The sequence below is a fragment of the Streptomyces tailanensis genome (assembly GCF_008386495.1).
GTDB classification, from domain to species: Bacteria; Actinomycetota; Actinomycetes; order Streptomycetales; family Streptomycetaceae; genus Streptomyces; species Streptomyces tailanensis.
The window spans coordinates 64,726-78,664 of sequence record NZ_VTHJ01000004.1; the positions used below are offsets into that span (position 1 = coordinate 64,726).

The following is a 13,939-nucleotide window of genomic DNA, read 5'->3' on the forward strand; positions in this document are numbered from 1 at the left end:
TCGCAACCTAAGGAACAACTGATGGAGCTCGGTCTCGTCGGCCTCGGCAAGATGGGCGGCAACATGCGCGAGCGGATCCGCCGCGCCGGCCACACCGTCATCGGATACGACCGGAACCCGGATCTCGCCGATGTCCACAGCCTCGAAGAGCTTGTGGGCAAGCTCAAGGGCCCCCGCGTCGTGTGGGTGATGGTCCCGGCCGGTGCCGCCACTCAGTCGACCATCGACGAGCTCGCCGAGCTCCTGCAGCCCGGCGACGTGGTCGTGGACGGCGGGAACTCGCGCTGGACGGACGACGAGAAGCACGCCGGGGAACTCGCGGCCAAGGGCATCGGTTTCGTCGACTGCGGCGTCTCCGGCGGTGTCTGGGGCCTGGAGAACGGCTACGCGCTGATGTACGGCGGCGACGCCGAGAACGTCGCCAAGGTGCGGCCGATCTTCGACGCGCTGAAGCCCGAGGGCGACCTCGGCTCGGTGCACGCCGGCAAGGTCGGCGCCGGGCACTTCGCGAAGATGGTCCACAACGGCATTGAGTACGCGATGATGCAGGCGTACGCCGAGGGCTGGGAGCTGCTGGAGAAGGTCGCCTCGGTGACGGACGTCCGTGAGGTGTTCCGCTCCTGGCAGGAGGGCACGGTCATCCGCTCCTGGCTGCTGGACCTCGCGGTCAACGCCCTTGACGAGGACGAGCACTTGGAGCGGCTCAAGGGTTATGCACAGGACTCGGGCGAGGGCCGCTGGACCGTGGAGGCCGCCATCGACCACGCCGTGCCGCTGCCCGCGATCACGGCCTCGCTCTTCGCGCGGTTCGCCTCGCGTCAGGAGGACTCCCCGCAGATGAAGATGATCGCGGCGTTGCGGAACCAGTTCGGCGGCCACGCGGTCGAGAAGAAGTAGCCCACGGCACAGAACGTAAGAACGAACGGTCGACGAGAAGTAATCCACAGGGCCGCACAGCGGTCCACAAGCCTGGGGGAGGTCGGCACCCGACCATGCACGTCACGCATCTGTCGCTGGCCGACTTCCGCTCGTACGCCCGGGTCGAGGTCCCGCTCGACCCGGGCGTCACCGCGTTCGTGGGCCCCAATGGGCAGGGCAAGACGAACCTGGTCGAGGCCGTCGGCTATCTCGCGACCCTCGGCAGCCATCGCGTCTCCTCCGACGCGCCGCTGGTCCGCATGGGCGCCGACCGCGCGGTGATCCGGGCGCAGGTGCGCCAGGGGGAGCGTCAGCAGCTGATCGAGCTGGAGCTGAACCCCGGTAAGGCCAATCGCGCCCGTATCAACAGGTCCTCGCAGGTCAGACCGCGTGATGTGCTCGGCATCATACGGACGGTGCTGTTCGCGCCCGAGGACCTCGCCCTGGTCAAGGGCGACCCCGGGGAGCGGCGTCGTTTCCTCGACGAGCTGATCACCGCGCGGGCGCCCCGCATGGCGGGCGTGCGCTCCGACTACGAGCGGGTCCTCAAGCAGCGCAACACCCTCCTCAAGACGGCCGCGCTGGCCCGCCGTCACGGGGGCCGCACCATGGACCTGTCGACGCTCGACGTGTGGGACCAGCACCTCGCGCGCGTGGGCGCCGAACTACTCGCCCAGCGTCTGGACCTGGTCGCGGCCGTCCAGCCGCTGACCGACAAGGCGTACGAGCAGCTGGCGCCCGGCGGCGGCCCGGTGAGTCTGGAATACAAACCCTCCTCGCCCGGCATCGTCGGCCACGCGCGCGAGGAGCTGTACGAGCAGCTGATGGCCGCCCTCGTCGAGGCCCGCAAGCAGGAGATCGAGCGGGGCGTCACCCTCGTCGGACCCCACCGGGACGACGTGATAATCAAACTTGGTCAGCTGCCCGCCAAGGGATACGCCTCCCACGGCGAGTCCTGGTCGTACGCCCTGGCGCTGCGCCTCGCCTCGTACGACCTGCTGCGGGCCGAGGGCAACGAGCCGGTGCTGATCCTGGACGACGTCTTCGCCGAGTTGGACACCCGCCGCAGGGAGCGCCTGGCGGAGTTGGTCGCGCCGGGCGAGCAGGTGCTGGTGACCGCGGCGGTCGACGACGACGTACCGGGCGTACTGACGGGGACACGGTACGCCGTCTCCGACGGGACGGTGGAGCGCGTATGAGCGGATCCGAGGGAACCCCGAAGCCTCCCGAGCCCTCCGGTGTGGACCTCGCGCGCGTGGCGCTGCGCGCCGCCAAGGAAGCCGCACGCGCGCGTGGGGATGCCGCGCAGCAGAAGAAGCAGGCGCGACGTGGTGGCGGTCTGCGCTCCGGAGCGCGAGCCGACGGCCGTGATCCGATGGCCCTCGGCTCCGCCATCAACCGGCTGATCACCGAGCGCGGCTGGGAGACCCCGGCCGCCGTCGGCGGGGTCATGGGCCGCTGGCCGCAGATCGTCGGCGAGGACCTGGCCAAGCGCTGCGTGCCGGAGAGATACGACGAGGACGAGCGGGTCCTGCACGTGCGGTGCGACTCCACGGCGTGGGCGACGAACGTGCGGATGCTGGCACCGCAACTGGTCGCCCGGCTCAACGAGGACCTCGGGCACGGCACGGTACGGCTGCTCAAGGTGCACGGCCCCGACGGTTCCGCCCGTCGCTACGGTCCTCTGCGCGCCCCGGGGAGCACCGGTCCCGGCGATACCTACGGGTGACCGTAGTCACATTCTCAAGCACATCCATGCCCCCGAGCGGGAGTCTCCGGCTGCCCGGCGAGCGGCCACGTGCTGCGGCACGCGCGTTCGCATGCGGTTGCGAACGCCGACCTGACCCGGGGGTAGCAAAGGGTTGACACCCGGAAGCGCTGAGTGCCTCCGTGAGCCTCTTGGAGCCCCGCTCCGCATATGGGGAGTCGGGAGAGACCGGTTCAGGGCGGCACATGCGGACTCAGGTACCGGCAAACCCCCATCACTGTCGGCGCTACCGGTAGACTGGGAGCGAATCCCGCCCCATTCGTGGGGACCGCTTCGGAAACACTGTGTAACGCTGACAAAGGCTTCCACCGCAACACGCCGCAGCCGCTCCGGCAAACCCGCCGGGAGTCTGGCTTGTGCTGTGCCAGAAAGGGCGCTTCGTGGCCGATTCCGGCAACCCCAACGAGAACATCCTGTCCACCGAGGCCCCGGCTGGAGTCGCCGAGGCCTCAACCACGGCGTACGACGCCAGCGCCATCACCGTCCTCGAGGGCCTGGACGCGGTCCGCAAGCGACCCGGTATGTACATCGGCTCGACCGGTGAGCGCGGACTTCACCACCTCGTGTACGAGGTCGTCGACAACTCGGTCGACGAGGCGCTGGCCGGCCACGCGGACACCATCGACGTGACGATCCTGGCCGACGGCGGTGTGCGCGTCGTCGACAACGGCCGTGGTATCCCGGTGGGCATCGTCCCGTCCGAGGGCAAGCCGGCCGTCGAGGTCGTGCTGACCGTCCTGCACGCGGGCGGCAAGTTCGGCGGCGGCGGCTACGCGGTCTCCGGCGGTCTGCACGGCGTGGGCGTGTCCGTGGTGAACGCCCTGTCCTCCAAGGTCGCGGTCGAGGTCAGGACTGACGGCCACCGCTGGACGCAGGACTACAAGATGGGCGTCCCCACGGCGCCGCTGGCCAAGCACGAGGCCATCGAGAAGACCGGCACGTCGGTCACCTTCTGGGCCGACTCGGACATCTTCGAGACCACCGAGTACTCCTTCGAGACGCTCTCGCGGCGCTTCCAGGAGATGGCGTTCCTCAACAAGGGTTTGACGATCAAACTCACTGACGAGCGCGAGTCGGCCAAGGCGACCTCCGGAGCGGACGAGGCAGGCGCGGACGAGACCGCCGAGGTCAAGACCGTGACGTACCACTACGAGGGCGGCATCGTCGACTTCGTGAAGTACCTCAACTCCCGCAAGGGAGACGCGGTGCACCCGACGGTGATCGACCTTGAGGCGGAGGACAAGGACAAGAGTCTCTCCCTCGAAGTCGCGATGCAGTGGAACAGTGGTTACACCGAGGGCGTCTACTCCTTCGCGAACATCATCCACACCCACGAGGGCGGTACGCACGAAGAGGGCTTCCGCGCGGCGCTCACCAACCTGATCAACAAGTACGCGCGCGACAAGAAACTGCTGCGTGAGAAGGACGACAACCTCACGGGCGACGACATCCGCGAGGGTCTGACGGCGATCATCTCGGTGAAGCTGAGCGAGCCTCAGTTCGAGGGACAGACCAAGACCAAGCTGGGCAACACGGAGGCCAAGACCTTCGTCCAGAAGGCGGTCTACGAGCACCTGAACGACTGGCTGGACCGCAACCCGGTCGAGGCGGCGGACATCGTCCGCAAGGGCATCCAGGCGGCCACCGCGCGCGTGGCGGCCCGCAAGGCCCGGGACCTCACTCGGCGCAAGGGTCTGCTGGAGACGGCGTCCCTGCCGGGCAAGCTCTCCGACTGCCAGTCGAACGACCCCATCAAGTGCGAGATCTTCATCGTCGAGGGTGACTCCGCCGGTGGCTCGGCCAAGTCCGGCCGGAACCCCGAGTACCAGGCGATCCTCCCGATCCGAGGCAAGATCCTCAACGTGGAGAAGGCCAGGATCGACAAGATCCTGCAGAACCAGGAGATCCAGGCGCTGATCTCGGCCTTCGGCACCGGAGTCCACGAGGACTTCGACATCGAGAAGCTGCGCTATCACAAGATCATCCTGATGGCGGACGCCGACGTCGACGGCCAGCACATCAACACCCTGCTGCTGACCTTCCTGTTCCGCTTCATGCGGCCGCTGGTCGAGGCCGGGCACGTGTTCCTGTCCCGTCCGCCGCTCTACAAGATCAAGTGGGGTCGGGAGGACGTCGAGTACGCGTACTCCGACCGCGAGCGCGACGCGCTGACCGAGATGGGCCGCCAGCGCGGCAAGCGCATCCGGGAGGACTCGATCCAGCGCTTCAAGGGTCTCGGCGAGATGAACGCCGAGGAACTGCGCATCACGACGATGGACCAGGAGCACCGCGTCCTCGGCCAGGTCACCCTCGACGACGCCGCCCAGGCTGACGACCTCTTCTCGGTCCTGATGGGCGAGGACGTCGAGGCGCGCCGCGCGTTCATCCAGCGCAACGCCAAGGACGTCCGCTTCCTCGACATCTGAGTCGGTCCCAGCTGACCGCACCAGGAAGGATCCTCACCAGCAATGGCCGACCAGAACACTCCAGTGACGCCCGAAGAGGGCGGCGAGATCGTCATGCGTGTCGAGCCCGTCGGGCTCGAGACGGAGATGCAGCGCTCGTACCTCGACTACGCGATGTCCGTCATCGTCTCCCGCGCGCTGCCTGACGTACGTGACGGTCTCAAGCCCGTCCACCGCCGCGTCCTGTACGCCATGTACGACGGCGGCTACCGGCCCGAGAAGGGCTTCTACAAGTGCGCCCGCGTCGTCGGCGACGTCATGGGTAACTACCACCCGCACGGCGACTCCTCGATCTACGACGCGCTGGTCCGCCTCGCGCAGCCGTGGTCGATGCGGATGCCGCTGGTGGACTCCAACGGCAACTTCGGCTCGCCGGGCAACGACCCGGCGGCGGCCATGCGCTACACCGAGTGCAAGATGGCGCCGCTGTCGATGGAGATGGTCCGCGACATCGACGAGGAGACTGTCGACTTCACGGACAACTACGACGGCCGCTCCCAGGAGCCGACCGTCCTGCCCGCCCGCTTCCCGAACCTGCTGATCAACGGCTCGGCGGGTATCGCGGTCGGCATGGCGACCAACATCCCGCCGCACAACCTCCGCGAGGTCGCGGCCGGCGCCCAGTGGTATCTGGAGAACCCCGAGGCCTCCCACGAGGAGCTGTTGGACGCGCTGATCGAGCGCATCAAGGGCCCCGACTTCCCGACCGGCGCCCTGGTGGTCGGCCGCAAGGGCATCGAGGAGGCGTACCGCACGGGCCGCGGCTCCATCACGATGCGCGCGGTCGTCGAGGTCGAGGAGATCCAGAACCGCCAGTGCCTGGTGGTCACGGAGCTGCCGTACCAGGTCAACCCGGACAACCTCGCGCAGAAGATCGCCGACCTAGTGAAGGACGGCAAGATCGGCGGCATCGCGGACGTCCGCGACGAGACGTCGTCCCGTACGGGCCAGCGTCTGGTCATCGTCCTGAAGCGTGACGCGGTCGCCAAGGTCGTGCTGAACAACCTGTACAAGCACACCGACCTGCAGACGAACTTCGGCGCCAACATGCTGGCGCTGGTCGACGGCGTGCCCCGCACCCTCTCCCTGGACGCGTTCATCCGCCACTGGGTGACGCACCAGATCGAGGTCGTCGTCCGTCGTACGCGCTTCAGGCTGCGCAAGGCCGAGGAGCGCGCGCACATCCTGCGCGGCCTGTTGAAGGCTCTGGACGCCATCGACGAGGTCATCGCGCTGATCCGGCGCAGCGACACCGTCGAGATCGCGCGTACGGGCCTGATGGGCCTGCTGGAGATCGATGAGATCCAGGCCAACGCGATCCTCGAGATGCAGCTGCGCCGCCTGGCCGCCCTGGAGCGTCAGAAGATCCTCCAGGAGCACGCCGAACTCCAGGCGAAGATCAACGAGTACAACGAGATCCTCGCCTCCCCGGTCCGGCAGCGCGGGATCGTCAGCGCGGAACTCGCCGCGATCGTCGAGAAGTACGGCGACGACCGCAAGACCATGCTGGTGCCCTACGACGGCGACATGTCCATCGAGGACCTCATCGCCGAGGAGGACATCGTCGTCACCGTCTCGCGCGGCGGTTACGTCAAGCGGACCAAGACGGTCGACTACCGCGCGCAGAAGCGCGGCGGCAAGGGCGTACGCGGCACGAAGCTCAAGGAAGACGACATCGTCGACCACTTCTTCGTGTCCACGACCCACCACTGGCTGCTCTTCTTCACCAACAAGGGCCGCGTCTACCGGGCCAAGGCCTACGAGCTGCCGGACGCCGGACGTGACGCGCGTGGACAGCACGTCGCCAACCTTCTGGCCTTCCAGCCGGACGAGGCGATCGCCGAGATCCTCGCGATCCGCGACTACGAGGCGGCGCCCTACCTGGTGCTGGCCACCAAGGGCGGACTTGTGAAGAAGACGCCTCTGAAGGATTACGATTCGCCCCGTTCCGGCGGTGTGATCGCGATCAACCTCCGTGCGAAGGAGGACGGTTCCGACGACGAACTGATCGGAGCCGAACTCGTCTCGGCCGAGGATGACATCCTTCTGATCAGCAAGAAGGCACAGTCGATCCGCTTCACGGCGACGGACGAGGCGCTGCGGCCCATGGGCCGTGCCACCTCGGGTGTCAAGGGCATGAGTTTCCGTGAGGGAGACGAGCTGCTCTCGATGAATGTTGTTCGAACCGGTACGTTCGTGTTCACTGCCACAGACGGTGGGTACGCGAAGCGGACCGCCGTCGACGAGTACCGCGTCCAGGGTCGCGGTGGCCTCGGTATCAAGGCCGCCAAGATCGTCGAGGACCGCGGCTCGCTCGTCGGCGCGCTGGTGGTCGAGGAGACCGATGAGATCCTCGCCATCACGCTGTCGGGCGGTGTGATTCGTACGCGAGTCAACGAGATCAGGGAAACCGGCCGTGACACCATGGGCGTCCAACTGATCAATCTGGGCAAGCGCGATGCCGTGGTCGGTATCGCCCGTAACGCCGAGGCGGGGCGCGAGGCGGAAGAGGTCGACGGCGACGAAGCCGTGGACGAGGCCGTCGAAGTCGCCGCGACGACCGGTACGGACGAGGGTGAGGGACCCTTGTCCGAGTAGCACGAGGAGTGAGTCAGCGTGAGCGGAGCCACGGGCGCCGGATCGTCCGGTTCTTCGGCCGGCCCTTCGACCGGTGCGGAGGCGGACGGCGGCGGCCGTGGCTCCGCCGCGCGTGCGATGGACACGCACACCACCCAGCTGAAGGCGATCAAGCCGAGTGCGGCCGACTCGTCGTCGCCCGACGGGCAGGGATCCCAGGGGGGAACCGTGACGGACACCCGGGGTTCGCAGACCCAGCAGCAGCAGCAGTCAGGCCCGGCCGCGGCCAAGGGCGGGCCCGGCCCGGCTCCTGCCCAGGCACAGCCGCACGCGCAGCCACCGGCCCAGGCCGGTGGCTCGGCACTGCCCGGGGAGCGGCGGCCGCAGCAGCAGGGCCCGTACCACCCGCCGCAGGCCTACCAGCCGGCCCCCGAGGGTGCCTCGCGCAAGCCGCGTACGGGGGCGCGTACGACGCCGCGTACGCGTAAGGCACGGCTGCGGGTGGCCAAGGCCGACCCGTGGTCCGTGATGAAGGTCAGCTTCCTGCTCTCCATCGCCCTCGGCATCTGCACCGTCGTCGCGGCGGCGGTGCTGTGGATGGTCATGAACGCGATGGGCGTCTTCTCGACGGTCGGTGCCACCATCTCCGAGGCCACCGGCTCGAACGAGTCCAACGGCTTCGATCTGCAGTCGTTCCTGTCGCTGCCCAACGTGCTGATCTTCACCGCGATCATCGCGGTCATCGACGTCGTCCTCGCCACCGCCCTCGCCACCCTCGGTGCCTTCATCTACAACCTCTCCGCGGGCTTCGTGGGCGGCATCGAGCTGACGCTGGCCGAGGACGAGTAAGCGTCCTCTCTCAGCGACGTGTGAGCCGGGGGACGGCGTAAAACGCAGTCCCCTACGGGGTGTCCCACCTCGTCAAGGGCGGCCACCGGCCCCCTCCAGGTATCGATTTTGGGACTGCCCACGTCGTGCGCTAATCTTCAGGAGTCAGCGCGCGGGACACACACCGCAAAGCGCGGCGGGGCTATAGCTCAGTTGGTTAGAGCGCATCCCTGATAAGGATGAGGCCACAGGTTCAAATCCTGTTAGCCCCACCAGCCAAAAGACCACCTGCTCTTTGAGTAGGTGGTCTTTTGACATCATCGGCTGACATCAGCCGATGATTTGATCTTCCAGTAGCTCGGCGAGCATCTCGGTTGCTTCGCGTTGGTCGGAGCCGACCACGTGCGTGTAGACGTCCATGGTCATGCTGATCTGGCTGTGCCGGAGGATCGTCTGAGCGACCTTGGGGTGCACCTTGAGGAAGGCGAGCAGGGTCCCGCAGGTGTGCCGAGCGAGCCTGACTGTGATCCGACGCACGCCGGCCCGCTTCACGAGGGCGTTGAAGGCTCGGGAGAAGCCCACCGGGTCGGTCAGCCCGCCGCGCTCCGACGAGAAGATCACGTCATGGTCCGGCCCTTGCTCCCAGGAGTCCCCAACGATCTGCCGCTCTAGATCTTGCAGTTCCCGACGCTCTTCCAGGGCGCGGGCGCAGAACTCCGGAAGCGGAAGAACGGCCGTCGAGGAATCGGTCTTGAGGTCCTTGAGGATCAGTCCCACGCCCTTCTCCCGCTGCACCTGCTTGGTCGGGGTGAACTGCCGGTTCTCAAAGTCGATGTCCTGCCAGCGAAGGCCCAGCACCTCACTCCGGCGGAGACCGAGGACGAGGATCAGAACGCAGGCCGCGTAGAAGCGGTGAGCGCGGGCAGTCCGCAGGAAGCTGATCGCCTCACGCGCACTCCAGGCCCGTCCTTTGTCCTTGCTGACCTTGGGCATGTCGACCAGAAGCGCGACGTTACGCGTCAGCAGCTCCTCGCGCATGGCACGGTTGAGGGCGTTCCGGAGCGTACGCAGCACCTCGAAGCGAGTAGCTGCGGGAACCTTCTCGCGCGTCAACGCGGCCATGCACGTGCGGATCTGAGCCGGCGAGAGCTTCACCATGGGCTTCTTGCCGAGGTGAGGAACGAGGTAGAGCCGCACCTTCGACTCGTACTTGACGTACGTGTTGTGCTCGCGATCCGGCTTCACGATGTGCTCAAGCCAGTAGGCCAGCCACTCCCCGAGGCTCCAGGACCGGGACGGCACCGGGATACCGTTGCGCTCCTGGTCTTGGAGCTTGCCGAGCTTCTCAGCGGCTTCATCCCAGGTCGCGCCGTAGACGTACTTCCGGACGCGGTTGCCCTCGGTGTCGGTGACGTACGCGGCTCCCTGGTACCGGCCGTCAGCACGCTTGGCGATCGTCCCGCCGCCGTTGGGTCGACGCTTGGCCATCAGGCAGCCTCTCCGAGTCGGCCAACGATGAAGTCCCGTACGGAGTCAGCCGGGATGCGACGGCAACCGTCGATCTTGATCGAGACCAGGCGATGCGTGCGGATCAGGTCGTAGACCTTGGTCCGGCCGACCTTGAGCTGCGCCATGGTCTCCGGCACCGTGAGCAGCACCGGGGCGGCGATGGTCATACGGAGGCTCCTTCCAGGTCGGGTAGATCTACGAGGGCTTCGCGGGCGGTTTCGCGGTTCTGTTGGATGTCCCGGCGGATGGTGGCGGCGAGCCAGGATTCGCCGGGGGTGTAGCCGTGGCCGGCGTAGGTCCAGTGGGCGAGCGTGAGCGTGGTTGCCTCCGGGATGTCGTCAGGGTCGGGCAGGCCGAGGGCGGCTCGTTGCTGGGCGGCGCGGTAGTCGGCGCGGACCTGGCGGAGGGCACCGAGGGTGGTGGAGTAGCGGCGGGACTTGGTGGAGAAGTGGCCCCGGAAGCCGAGCATGTGAGCCCAGTCCCGCAGCTTCCGTTCCGGGTAGAGCGCGTGCAGGTCTAGGCATGCTTCGATCAGTCGGCGGGGGTGGTCGGGGACGCCGAGGAGTACGAGGGCTTCTTTGTTGCCGATCCGGCGGTCCACGGTGCCGGTGGTCTCAGCCGCCTTCGTGGCGTACTTCGCGACGTACGAGGCGACAGCCTTTTCGGTGATCTCTTCGCCGTGGCCGAAGGCGCCGATGGGCTGCACGTCGAGCTGCGTGCCCCATCGCAGCGTGCGGGCCGGCTCGGTGTGTGCGGGCTGGTCGGGGTTCGGCTGGTAGCGGGCCGGGGGCACCTCGACCGCGACGCGGGCAGCGGCGGCGCCGATGGCGTCGGTGAGGAGATCGAGGGTGGCCCAGGCCGGCGGCGGGGAGTCGGGCCCGTCCGGTCCGTCGAAGCGGATCACGGCGTGGAAGTGCACGGCCCCGCGCTTCTGGTATTCGGCGACCTTACCGAAGGACAGCCGGGACTGTTCATGAGCGGCTTTCTGGGTGAGTCCGGCACGGCGGGCGATCTCGCGGCGGAGGTAGATCGTGAAGTAGCGCCACAGCTCGGAGGCATGGTTGTTCCACAGCACCGCACCCGCGTAGTCGTACGAGACCGGGTCGAGGGCGGTGCCGAGTTCAGGAGCGTCCTCAGCGTGCCGGGTACCGCAGCGGCAGGGCCGGTTACCGGGGCGGTTGTGGACGGGGCCGAAGGAGGGGGCGGTGAGGGTGGCGAAGACGCGGGGGTGTTCGCGCACGGTCTCCGGGGTGCCCTTGGCCGGGTCACCGGTGAGGCCGGCCCGGATGAGGTGGTAGGTGTCGCCGGCGTAAGTCCAGGCGCAGGCCGGGCAACGGGAGGCACGACGGTTGCCGCAGGCGACGCGGAGCATGCCGCCCGGCTCGGTGTCGGTGGAGTAGGCGTGCAGGATCGTCTTCGTGGCGGGGTCGATCGTCTTCGTGCCGCCCATAAGCCGGATGGGGTCGGAGCAGCCACCGGTACGGCGAATCTGCTCTTGCCAGCGGTCGAAGTCGCCGGACCCGGCCACCCTCAGCGCGTCGGCGAGGGTGGCCGGGTCGAGACCCGCCAGGGTGGCGGTGTCGGTCACGCGATCACCCGTTCTTCCGGGCGTGGGCGGGGCCGTGGTTGGCGGTGTAGTCGTCGACCAGGGCGGCCACGTCGCGATGGCCGGTGGCGGTGTCGGACTGCCCACACGGGCCACAGGTGTAGGAGCCGGACGGGGTGGACGCCGTGGTGTTCCACCAGCGGGCGGGGTCGTCGTGACGCCGGTAGATCGGTTCGGCGGCCACGTGCAGGCCCGGACGGTCCGGGGTCGGGGTCAGGTCAGCCACGGCCGTCACCGCCCCGCTCGGGTGAGGGCGGCGGGGAGGGCGTAGCCGGTGCCCCGGCAGGCCCGGCAGATGACGCGGAGGAGGACGCGGGAACCGTCGCGGTGGCGGTCGCCGGTGGTGATCGAGACGACGGGGAAGCCGTCGCAGTGGTGGCAGACCGGACGGTTCGGGACGCGGAGAGGCATGATGAGTACAGCCCTTTCGGATCGAAAGATCGGGAAGTGGTGGAGCCGTCCGGGGCGGCGGAAACTTGGCGGTTGAGGCCGCCCCGGAGGGTGCTACTTGCGGTAGCGGTTACTGGACCGGACGGGCCGGGAACGAACCGGACGCTTGCGCGGCGAGCGGGAACGCCGACGGGTGCCCGCGCGGGATAACTCCCGTTTGTTCTTGGACGTGCGATTGATCGCGTAGGTGAGCCCGCCGGTCGCCGAGAGGACTGCTACAGCCGCGCTGGCGATGACCTGGACGACGAAGGCGATCACCAGTAGCACCGCGACCGAGCCGGTGATGATCAGCAGGGTCATGACGATCGGGCCCTTGTAGGAGCGCGGGGCTTCCTGGACGATCACGACCTTCCGCAGGTCGGTACCGGGCGGCATCTCGCGCACCAGGTCGGACGGGATGTGTCCGGCGCGGAACTGTTCGTCGGGCAGCCGCATGGGATCTCTCCTCTCAGGCCGTGCAGCGGTGGGTGCGGGCGGCGAGTTCGGCCGCCGACCGGTCGTCGTACTCGGACGAGAAACCGCACTTCGGGGCGGTGCACGCGGCCGTGTGCTTGGTCTGGCCGCGCCCGTTGTAGAAGGAGCCGACCTTGACGGGACCGATGCGGACCACGTCGTAGAAGGTGTTCGGGCGGCGGGACATGGGTGAACCTCCTTGTTTGTCAGGCGAGTTGGGCGGCGATCGCGCCGGCGAGGTCTTCAGGGATGCCGAGGCGGGCGCGCAGGGTGGCGGTGTCGATGTCGGTGCCGGTGCGGGCGCGGTGGTCGGTGGCGACCTTGCGGGCGTGGTCGACCAGTGCCGGGGGCACGGCCGGGGCGTTCACGGCGGAGGCCGGTTGAGCGGCGGGCAGTTCCGGCACGGACGCCGGCTCAGGCGCCGGGGCCGGGGCGGGTGGTTCGTCGCGGATCGTCTCGACCTCGACCGGAGCCGGTTCCTCGCTGGCCACCGCCGGGGCGGGGGTCGCGTGGTCGACCGTGGGGGCGTGGACGAGGAGCGTGCCGCCGAGGAAGGCCAGCGCCGGCCAGCCCGCTACGAGGATGCGCAGCCAGGCCGGGACCGCATCGAGGTCGAGGAGTCCGGCGGTGGCGATGTTGGCCCCGAGGGAGGCAGCCAGGGCGATCACGAACCAGGTCCAGGCGGCGCGGTCGCGGCGGGCGGTGCGCAACCGGCGCCACGCGGCGACGAGGAGCAGGTCAACGCTGATGGGGTAGGCCCATGCCTTCCAGCCGGTCTGTCCGGCTGCTTCGGCGAGGTCGTGCAGGTGGGCGAAGGACAACGCCCCGGCGATCACGGCCTGTACGAGTACGGCGTCCGGGCGGATCGAGCGGGTCACGGTCTTCACCTCCTTCGCAGGTGTCGGGCCGGGGCGGGCGGGGAGCAGGTCTCCGGCCGCCCAACCCCGGCGGGTTCAGTCGTCGGCGGGGATCTCGCCGGCACCCAGGCAGTTCAGGCACAAGCCGGTCTGCTGACCGACCGTCCGCTGCTTGCGTCCGACGCGGACCGTGCGGGAGACCTCACCGGAGCCCTTGCACGGCTCGCACTTGGTGACGTTCGCGGGAGGCCGCTTCGAGGTCGTTCGGTCGGCCACCGCGATCACCAAGCCCATGCGGAGTCGGAGTCGTCTTCCGGCTCTTCGTCGCGGTAGTCGTCCATGACGTCCGGCGAGTTGTTCCACGCGGAGAGCAGGGCCGATTCCAGCGGGTCAACCGGGCGCGGGTCGGGCTTCGGGAACGGGATGACCGTCACGTGATCTCTCCCTTCGGGTTTTGGCATGGCGGGGGTAGGGACTTGACGCGGGGCGGTCGCGCCGACCGTGGAAC

At 68.4% G+C, this 13,939-nt stretch carries 16 protein-coding genes and 1 tRNA gene; 7 read left to right on the plus strand and 10 right to left on the minus strand.

The features are described 5' to 3' along the window. Window positions 1–21 precede the first annotated feature (21 nt). The 7 genes from gnd (at window position 22) to F3T56_RS04990 (ending at window position 8,831) form a co-directional block, all read left to right on the plus strand. Window positions 22–897 carry a phosphogluconate dehydrogenase (NAD(+)-dependent, decarboxylating) gene (gene gnd, locus F3T56_RS04960; RefSeq protein ID WP_149823454.1) on the plus strand — a complete coding sequence of 292 codons (876 nt, stop codon included), beginning with the start codon at window positions 22–24 and terminating at the stop codon, window positions 895–897. Between the two features lie 95 nt (window positions 898–992). Then, the gene (recF, locus tag F3T56_RS04965) at window positions 993–2,117 is read left to right on the plus strand and encodes a DNA replication/repair protein RecF (RefSeq protein ID WP_149823455.1); all 1,125 of its coding nucleotides are present in this window, start codon (window positions 993–995) and stop codon (window positions 2,115–2,117) included. Beyond that, window positions 2,114–2,647, plus strand: a complete 534-nt coding sequence (locus F3T56_RS04970; RefSeq protein WP_172638804.1) for a DciA family protein — start codon at window positions 2,114–2,116, stop codon at window positions 2,645–2,647. Before recF ends, F3T56_RS04970 begins: the two co-directional genes overlap by 4 nt. 395 nt (window positions 2,648–3,042) lie before the next feature. Next, window positions 3,043–5,112 (plus strand): DNA topoisomerase (ATP-hydrolyzing) subunit B, encoded by a 2,070-nt coding sequence (gene gyrB / locus F3T56_RS04975; protein WP_149823456.1) that lies wholly within the window; start codon window positions 3,043–3,045, stop codon window positions 5,110–5,112. 42 nt (window positions 5,113–5,154) lie between these two features. After that, the gene (gene gyrA, locus F3T56_RS04980) at window positions 5,155–7,749 is read left to right on the plus strand and encodes a DNA gyrase subunit A (RefSeq protein ID WP_149823457.1); all 2,595 of its coding nucleotides are present in this window, start codon (window positions 5,155–5,157) and stop codon (window positions 7,747–7,749) included. 18 nt (window positions 7,750–7,767) lie between these two features. Beyond that, window positions 7,768–8,577: a DUF3566 domain-containing protein gene (locus tag F3T56_RS04985; RefSeq protein ID WP_149823458.1), complete on the plus strand. Its 810-nt coding sequence runs from the start codon at window positions 7,768–7,770 to the stop codon at window positions 8,575–8,577. 177 nt (window positions 8,578–8,754) lie between these two features. Further along, window positions 8,755–8,831: transfer RNA gene (locus F3T56_RS04990), tRNA-Ile, on the plus strand. 55 nt (window positions 8,832–8,886) lie between these two features. On the opposite strand, the gene F3T56_RS04995 is transcribed toward F3T56_RS04990, so the two are convergent. The 10 genes from F3T56_RS04995 to F3T56_RS45995 form a co-directional block, all read right to left on the minus strand. After that, the gene (locus F3T56_RS04995) at window positions 8,887–10,044 is read right to left on the minus strand and encodes a tyrosine-type recombinase/integrase (RefSeq protein ID WP_149823459.1); all 1,158 of its coding nucleotides are present in this window, start codon (window positions 10,042–10,044) and stop codon (window positions 8,887–8,889) included. Further along, a complete protein-coding gene (locus F3T56_RS05000; RefSeq protein WP_149823460.1) occupies window positions 10,044–10,232 on the minus strand; it encodes a helix-turn-helix domain-containing protein in 189 nt (62 codons plus the stop codon). Before F3T56_RS05000 ends, F3T56_RS04995 begins: the two co-directional genes overlap by 1 nt. Beyond that, window positions 10,229–11,653 (minus strand): replication initiator protein RepSA, encoded by a 1,425-nt coding sequence (gene repSA / locus F3T56_RS05005; RefSeq protein ID WP_149823461.1) that lies wholly within the window; start codon window positions 11,651–11,653, stop codon window positions 10,229–10,231. Before repSA ends, F3T56_RS05000 begins: the two co-directional genes overlap by 4 nt. A gap of 4 nt (window positions 11,654–11,657) precedes the next feature. Then, the gene (locus tag F3T56_RS05010; protein WP_246203405.1) at window positions 11,658–11,897 is read right to left on the minus strand and encodes a hypothetical protein; all 240 of its coding nucleotides are present in this window, start codon (window positions 11,895–11,897) and stop codon (window positions 11,658–11,660) included. Between the two features lie 5 nt (window positions 11,898–11,902). Then, on the minus strand, window positions 11,903–12,082 hold the full coding sequence (locus F3T56_RS05015) for a hypothetical protein (protein ID WP_149823463.1): 180 nt from the start codon (window positions 12,080–12,082) through the stop codon (window positions 11,903–11,905). Between the two features lie 93 nt (window positions 12,083–12,175). Next, window positions 12,176–12,556: a hypothetical protein gene (locus F3T56_RS05020; RefSeq protein ID WP_246203406.1), complete on the minus strand. Its 381-nt coding sequence runs from the start codon at window positions 12,554–12,556 to the stop codon at window positions 12,176–12,178. A gap of 13 nt (window positions 12,557–12,569) precedes the next feature. Then, complete coding sequence (locus tag F3T56_RS05025) at window positions 12,570–12,761, minus strand: mobile element transfer protein (protein ID WP_149823464.1); 192 nt, start codon at window positions 12,759–12,761, stop codon at window positions 12,570–12,572. A 19-nt stretch (window positions 12,762–12,780) separates the two neighbouring features. After that, the gene (locus F3T56_RS05030; protein ID WP_149823465.1) at window positions 12,781–13,452 is read right to left on the minus strand and encodes a DUF2637 domain-containing protein; all 672 of its coding nucleotides are present in this window, start codon (window positions 13,450–13,452) and stop codon (window positions 12,781–12,783) included. Between the two features lie 75 nt (window positions 13,453–13,527). Beyond that, window positions 13,528–13,707 (minus strand): hypothetical protein, encoded by a 180-nt coding sequence (locus tag F3T56_RS05035; RefSeq protein WP_149823466.1) that lies wholly within the window; start codon window positions 13,705–13,707, stop codon window positions 13,528–13,530. Between the two features lie 5 nt (window positions 13,708–13,712). Continuing rightward, window positions 13,713–13,865 (minus strand): hypothetical protein, encoded by a 153-nt coding sequence (locus F3T56_RS45995; protein ID WP_172638805.1) that lies wholly within the window; start codon window positions 13,863–13,865, stop codon window positions 13,713–13,715. Window positions 13,866–13,939 lie beyond the last annotated feature (74 nt).